The 6,064-nt window shown below is 68.1% G+C and carries 8 protein-coding genes; 5 read left to right on the forward strand and 3 right to left on the reverse strand.

What is annotated here, in order from left to right:
- Window positions 1–443 precede the first annotated feature (443 nt).
- The gene (locus ACFQ7F_RS41880; RefSeq protein WP_383283409.1) at window positions 444–767 is read left to right on the forward strand and encodes a hypothetical protein; all 324 of its coding nucleotides are present in this window, start codon (window positions 444–446) and stop codon (window positions 765–767) included.
- A 399-nt stretch (window positions 768–1,166) separates the two neighbouring features.
- Here ACFQ7F_RS41880 and ACFQ7F_RS41885 read toward each other — a convergent pair whose 3' ends face one another.
- From ACFQ7F_RS41885 to ACFQ7F_RS41895, 3 genes are read right to left on the reverse strand one after another with little or no spacing between them, the layout of a single operon-like run.
- Window positions 1,167–1,442 carry a hypothetical protein gene (locus ACFQ7F_RS41885; protein ID WP_383283413.1) on the reverse strand — a complete coding sequence of 92 codons (276 nt, stop codon included), beginning with the start codon at window positions 1,440–1,442 and terminating at the stop codon, window positions 1,167–1,169.
- Window positions 1,439–1,756, reverse strand: a complete 318-nt coding sequence (locus ACFQ7F_RS41890; protein WP_383283417.1) for a hypothetical protein — start codon at window positions 1,754–1,756, stop codon at window positions 1,439–1,441. Before ACFQ7F_RS41890 ends, ACFQ7F_RS41885 begins: the two co-directional genes overlap by 4 nt.
- 52 nt (window positions 1,757–1,808) lie before the next feature.
- Window positions 1,809–2,081, reverse strand: coding sequence for a hypothetical protein (locus ACFQ7F_RS41895; protein ID WP_383283421.1), 273 nt, complete (start codon window positions 2,079–2,081; stop codon window positions 1,809–1,811).
- A gap of 173 nt (window positions 2,082–2,254) precedes the next feature.
- Between ACFQ7F_RS41895 and ACFQ7F_RS41900 the strand changes: the two genes are divergently transcribed.
- The 4 genes from ACFQ7F_RS41900 (at window position 2,255) to tap (ending at window position 6,037) form a co-directional block, all read left to right on the forward strand.
- The gene (locus ACFQ7F_RS41900) at window positions 2,255–2,563 is read left to right on the forward strand and encodes a helix-turn-helix domain-containing protein (RefSeq protein ID WP_383283427.1); all 309 of its coding nucleotides are present in this window, start codon (window positions 2,255–2,257) and stop codon (window positions 2,561–2,563) included.
- A gap of 212 nt (window positions 2,564–2,775) precedes the next feature.
- On the forward strand, window positions 2,776–3,750 hold the full coding sequence (locus ACFQ7F_RS41905) for a hypothetical protein (RefSeq protein ID WP_383283431.1): 975 nt from the start codon (window positions 2,776–2,778) through the stop codon (window positions 3,748–3,750).
- Between the two features lie 14 nt (window positions 3,751–3,764).
- The gene (tpg, locus tag ACFQ7F_RS41910; RefSeq protein WP_383283435.1) at window positions 3,765–4,319 is read left to right on the forward strand and encodes a telomere-protecting terminal protein Tpg; all 555 of its coding nucleotides are present in this window, start codon (window positions 3,765–3,767) and stop codon (window positions 4,317–4,319) included.
- Window positions 4,319–6,037 carry a telomere-associated protein Tap gene (tap, locus tag ACFQ7F_RS41915; protein WP_383283439.1) on the forward strand — a complete coding sequence of 573 codons (1,719 nt, stop codon included), beginning with the start codon at window positions 4,319–4,321 and terminating at the stop codon, window positions 6,035–6,037. The genes tpg and tap overlap by 1 nt, the downstream gene beginning before the upstream one ends.
- Window positions 6,038–6,064: the final 27 nt, after the last annotated feature.

Below are 6,064 nucleotides of genomic sequence, written 5' to 3' on the forward strand. Positions count from 1 at the left end.
TCCGGGTCGGGCGTGTCCGCCTGGGCGGTGGTGGAGATCAGCCTGAGCACTCCGGTGGTCGCGATAGCCGCGATCGCCACGCGCTTGCTGCTGTTCCTCATTGGTGCTCCTCGGTTTCGTGAGGTTGCTGTGACTGGCCCCGGACCGGTGCTGATGACACCGGGGTGACCGGTGCTGATGACACCGGGTCGGGGCGTTTCCAACCCCCGCCGTAGGGCGGGGATTTGAGCTGTCTCTATGGATTTGAGAAGGAACGGACACTCCTCCTGTGCCGTGCAGCGAGGTTCCGCTGGAGGTCCGGGGAAGGCGCTCGCCGGGCCTCTCGGTCCGACGTGAAGGACCATAGCGCAAAACCCTGCAGTCCGTGAAGTCCATGCAGTCCGTGAAGTTCGGGGTGTTGCAGGGTGTCCGTGCGGTCCCTGCAGTCCGTACACTTCCGGCTCATGGAAACGAGCAGCAGCAGCGCCGAAGAGACCAGGGCAGGATGGAGCGCCGTCCTTGAACTGGTACGCCTCACCGGGGCCCATCACGTGATCACCCGGCACGGGCGCGCAGCCGCTGTACTGGTGCCCTCCGACTGGCACGCGAAGGCCGGGGGCAAGCTGGATGACACGATCACTGCACAGGTCGCCGCGCGCGGCCTGGGCATGCTCGTCGACCGCGCGCAGGCAGGGCAGCACGTAGCAGTGACGTACCGGGGAGGTGCCGGCGCCGTGGCCGTCCCGCCGGAGTGGCACACCCAAGTCGTGGCCCCTCGCCCCGAGTAGGCGCCGCCAACCACCCCTGAGGCAGCGTCACATCAAGCCTGAGAGACTCCACCGAGGTCCGTGCCGCGCACAGGCGGTACGGACCTCTCCCGCACTCGGGACTGCCGTTCGCCCCCGGAACACGACAGGACCCACACCCAAGGGTGTGGGTCCTGTCGTGTTGAGCAGGTGTGCGAGAACTTTCGAACCTGAGGCGGCGCGTTGGCCAAGGGTTGCTACCGATCTCGGCACAGCAGGAGCCTTGGCAAAAAGCCATGGAGGGCCCGGGTCGCGTGTCGCGTCCGGGCCCGCGCCGTGAGGCAGCGCCCCTTGCTTTCGCAGGCTGCGGCGCTGCCTCCGGCCCACGCCGGAGGTTCCCGTACAGGCGCTGAGGCCACAGCACAGGGGTTCAGTCGAGTATCACGGCCCTGATACGAGGGCGATGACGAGCACCTCGCGAGCTGCTTCGTCAACGCGGTACAGGACGGACGTCCATCCCCGTCGACCCCCGACGGTGAGCAGCGCGGTGTAGATGCCGCCGACACGGTCCGGGTAGATCTCACCGAGCGTGTAGGGGTCGCGGGCAAGCTCCTTCTCGAACGCCAGGACCGCGGCACGCTCCTCCGGGGTGGCCGTGGCCAGGGCGAGGCGGCCCATGTCGCTGTAGACGACGGACCAGGGTGCGGGTGCGCTCACCGGCCGGTCTCCGGGCTGTCACGGAGGATCTCCGCCGATGTGTGACGCGGAGCCGTCGGATCGGCGCTCGCGGCGACGGCGGCCAGGATGCGGGGGTCAGTGCGCATGACCAGCCGGTGACGCCACTCGCGGACCAGTGCGGCGTACTCCTCGGGGCCGTCGAGGTCGAGCCCCCCCAGCTGCGCCTCGAACTCCTCGCGGTCCGCGGCCGAGGCCGCGGTGAGAGCGGCACGCAGTTGCGTGACGGTACGCGGCCCCCCGCCCAGGTGGGTGTGGAACGGGTCTACGGGTTCCTCTGTCGGCAGGGCACTCATACCCGGCCCCCTTCAGGAGTTATGGGCCATTCGACTGTGCGGGTGCTGGCGCTCACGCCGCCTTCCCCTTCCGCTGGCGCTTCTCGGCCTGGCGCTGCTCGGTGGCCTTGGCGAGCCACCCGGGGTGGGCCTCCTCGACAAGGTGGCGGAGGTACTGCGAGGTGATGCCGGCCCGCTTCGACACGGCGGTCAGATGCCCGTATTCAGTCGACCTGATCGCCTCCTTGACAGCAACCTTCAGGAGAGCAGCCTTGTCCGCGTCTGCGGCCGTCTGGGACTTCTCCGCTTTGTCGCGGAGCGCTTCGAGAGTGGGTGTCGTGGCCATGGGGCGAGGATCGCATGGTTACAGGTCATCTACAAGCAAGACTTGTAGATGACCTGTAACCATGGAAGAGTGCGGGGCGTCGGTGTGGCGCATGTGACCGCACCCCTCTATCTGGCACTATGAGCCCAGCTCATAAACAGTGAGGAACCGTCATGGCAAAGGGTCTGGCTAGCTTGCCGACAGGTCCGGTGGGCCTGGACAGCGAGCGCACGCTCCGCAGCACCGTCGCCGCGCTGATGCACCACACGGGCGAGAATCAGACCGACCTGGCGCGCGGTCTGCGGCTCACCCAGGGACAGGTGTCCCGGAAGCAGAACGGCCGCGCATCCTGGTCGCTCCCCGATCTTGACCGCCTCTCGGCGCACTACGGCATTCCGGTGCCGGACCTCATGTGTGGCCCGTCGCGTGCCGTGGAGATGCTCCCCGCCGTCCGGCGTGCTGCGACGATCGGCGGCTCTCAGTCGCTCTTCGTCGTGAGCTAACCCCCCTAGTCGCAGGCGGTATTCGCGCCGTTACGCTCGGCGTAGCCTTCGAGCTTCAAAACATCCCCCATACGTGCGAAAAGCCCCGCCGGGGTTCTATCGGGAGCTGGTAACTCCCGCCCGGTGAGGCTCTCGCCGACCCGCTAGGTCTCTTGCGAGTGTACCCACGCCTTTGAGTGGCGCACACCGCAGCAGGCCGGAAAGGCCGATTCGTGGCAACCCATCGGGCAATCAGCCCGGACAGCTGCCCTACCTGCTGCAAGATTTTTGCGGCTCTCGAAGATCGCCAGAAGATCGCTCCCGAGGACCCGCTCAAAGCGGCGGAGCTCGGCGCCCTCGTCGGCCTCCAGTCGCGAGCGACACGAAACCATCTCTCACACCTGTTCGCGTGGTCGCGTATCGACGCCAACCGCCGCACCCCGCTGCCGGGCGTGGGGGTCGGGCAACCGGCACTCCCCGGAGCCGAGCAGTGGGCCGCGAACATCATCGAGTCCGACCCTGTCTTTGCCCCGGACCCCACCTGCGCCAAGTGCCTGCTCGCGCTGGCGCGCCTCGGCTGGTCCGGGGAGTTCGACATCGAGGAACTCGCCGCCGCCGCCGGTGTTTCCAAGCGCTCCGTCGAGCGTCACCGGCCCCACCTCGTCGAGTGGGACTACGTCCGATTCCGGATCAAGACCGTCCCGGGTAAGGACGGAAAGTTCAAGGGCCGCGGACCGTCCCAGTTCGAGCTCATGAGCGGCTTCTACGCCCGCGCCCTCACCGAGGAGGAGCGCGCACTCGTCCCGGCCAGGGCATCCGCCATCATCGATCAGGTCGACTGGTACCGCGGCGAGTCCCCCGAGCAGCGCGCGGATGCGGAGACGGCAGTCGGGTTCGTGCTGCGCGCCGGGTGGCCCGAGGTCGCGATCCTACGGGCACTCGACGCATCCGAAGCGCGCGATCCTTTCAACCCGACCGGCTACCTCCACACGCTGTTGGGCAAGCTGCGCGCCAAGCGCTACCTGATCCCCGCTCAGGCCATGGTCACCGGCGAAGGCCAATTGCGCCTGGACCAGTGCTCGGTGTGCCGCACCGCCACGTGGTCGGCATCCCCGGCGCGGCTCGTGCTGTGCGGAGGTGGCACCTGCCTCCAGGCCGGGACCGACCACGACACCCGCGATGTCCTGCCCCTGCACCGGACCGCCTGAAAGGAGTCGGCACCATGGGAAAGATCCTCGACGCATTCAAAGCCGCGTTCCAGACGCGTGACATCCCCAAGACCCCTCAAGGCCGGTTCAACGCCCTGATGCGCAAGGAGAAAGGCGACACCGCGCGTGTCGCCGAACGCCTCGGCATCTCGCGCCGCACAGTGCAGCGCTACGTCACAGGTGAACGGAAGATCGCCAAAACCACCGTCCCGGAGGTTCTCGAACGCCTCGAAAAGGAGGTGACCCGGGATCACCAGCCGCGTGTACGGGCCCGTGCCGAGAAGGAGGCACGCGAACGAGGGCTGCAGGTCGAGACGCGATCGGCGTTCGGGTTCACGGCGGCGGGCAACTCGACTGACTCGGCACGGGTGCGCCGAATGGCCGAGGACGTGCCTGATCACCTCATCGGGGACCTCTTCGACGCCCTGCGCGACGGCAACGAGGACCGCCTGAACGAGCTGGTCGGGGAGGCTCTCGCTGAGGAGTACTTCCGCGACCACAACACGCGGGCGAGCGGCCTTGAGGTCGAGCTGAAGGATATTGACTACATCGAGCTGGACTTCCGGTGATGACCGTGACTGAGACCGAGTACACCGCACCGCTGGTCGTCGTCGACGCCGAGGGCGGGGCACTGATCGCACACCGGCCGGACCTTCAGCGCGTCGACCTTCCCTCCGATGTCACCGATCTTTCGTCGGCCGCAGACTGGGCACTCGGCTACGGCCTTGGCCGTGCCAAGCTCAGCAGCAAGTACGGCGAGGACCTCGGCCCCCTGCTGGTCCTGACGGAATCCGCGCTCGAATTCCTGGGCCTCCCCGCCACATTGGAGGACCGAAGGCAGCTGCGAGTGCCCGAGGGCGCCCCATCCGTCAAGGCGCTGGCAGAGGCCGGTTGGACCCTGAGCCGAGCAGGCTTGGCCCCCTGGACGCACATTTTCAGGGACCGCGACAACGTGCGCATTGCGTCCTTGCCGTGGGGGGCGTTCGACGACAACAACCAATGGGGGGGAATCGCCGACGGCGCTCACCCGTCCGCCCTCGCCTACGCGTTGGGACTGTACGCCGAGCGTGTGATCACGCCGAGCGGCTCGACCGCCTCGACCGGCACCCACCTGATGACGGCTCTGCGCCCGCCGAAGCATGCCGCATACGAACGCGGCACCGGCCGGATGCACCGCGTGCCGGTCCCGGGATCCATCTCCGAACCGGTCGATCCCGCACCGCCCGAGGCGCCGGACGAGCATCCGCTGGCGGCCGACCGCACCCGCGAGCAGGCCAAGGACCCCGCTCACGTGCTGCTCGTCGAGGAGGCCATGGAATGGTTTCGGGAGGCGACACAGGAGGAGGCGCGCCTCCCCTACGTCGTCGGCCTTGACCTCAACGTCGCGTTTCTGGCCGCGGCCAACCGTCTGACCGTCGGGACAGGACCGGCCGTCTACACCGACGGCCCGGCGTTCGACAAGAAGATTCCCGGAACGTGGTTGTGCGACTTCTCCGGGGCCGTGCTGCGCACCAAGCACCCGCGCACCAAGGAATGGATCGAGCTCGATCCTCGTCTGCCCTCACCGTTCACCCCGAACGGTGAGCCGCCCACGGGCCCGGCCTGGTACGCGACGCCGACCCTGGCGTACGCGGCCGAGCTCGGCATCGAGGTGCGCCCGCTCGCTGCGTGGCTGCGGCCCGATGCCGGCGGATTTCTGGACCTGTGGCACAACCGGCTGCGCGCTGCCTACATGGACACCCTCGCCGACCTCGGCATCGTCCCGGGCATGGACGAGGCCTTGTTCATCTCCTCGATGGCCACGCTCAAGGAGCGGGACCCCGAGGCGGTCGCGCTGCTTTCCGCAATCAAGCTGACGGCCAAGGGCGCCATCGGCAAGATGCGCGAGCGGCCACGGGAGCGGCGCAGTCGTGAGAACCGCAACGCGCCGTGGGCCGCGCTGAAGCGGGTGACGTGGAGCCCGCATATCCGCGCAATGGTCATCTCCGCATCCCGTACCGGTGAGCATCGGAAGATCGTCAAGACGTGGGCTCACACCGGGCTCGCACCGCTGGCGGTACTGGCCGACTGCATCGTCTACCCCTCGGCGCACCCGACAGCGCGCGCCGTAGTGCCACGCAAGGAAGACGGCAGCCCACTCCCCGGTGGGTTCCAGCTCGGCCCCAACCCTGCGTTCGTCAAGGAAGAGGGCGTGCAGTCAATGGAGTGGTTCGCCGAGATGGTCGCGAAGGAGAGCAACCCGGGGCGCCATATCAAGGGCACGAACGCGGCCCTGGGAGGCGAGTAACGGAGGGCGGGGGCGCACGGACGTCCG

Origin of the sequence: Streptomyces sp. NPDC056486 (genome assembly GCF_042795295.1) — a bacterium.
Taxonomy (GTDB): Bacteria; Actinomycetota; Actinomycetes; order Streptomycetales; family Streptomycetaceae; genus Streptomyces.

What these genes read in the sequence shown, in the direction of transcription:
- ACFQ7F_RS41880 (WP_383283409.1), top strand. Translation starts at nt 444, where the DNA reads ATGGAAACGAGCAGCAGCAGCGCCGAAGAGACCAGGGCAGGATGGAGC.
- ACFQ7F_RS41890 (WP_383283417.1), bottom strand. Translation starts at nt 1,756, where the DNA reads ATGAGTGCCCTGCCGACAGAGGAACCCGTAGACCCGTTCCACACCCAC.
- ACFQ7F_RS41895 (WP_383283421.1), bottom strand. Translation starts at nt 2,081, where the DNA reads ATGGCCACGACACCCACTCTCGAAGCGCTCCGCGACAAAGCGGAGAAG.
- tpg (WP_383283435.1), top strand. Translation starts at nt 3,765, where the DNA reads ATGGGAAAGATCCTCGACGCATTCAAAGCCGCGTTCCAGACGCGTGAC.
- tap (WP_383283439.1), top strand. Translation starts at nt 4,319, where the DNA reads ATGACCGTGACTGAGACCGAGTACACCGCACCGCTGGTCGTCGTCGAC.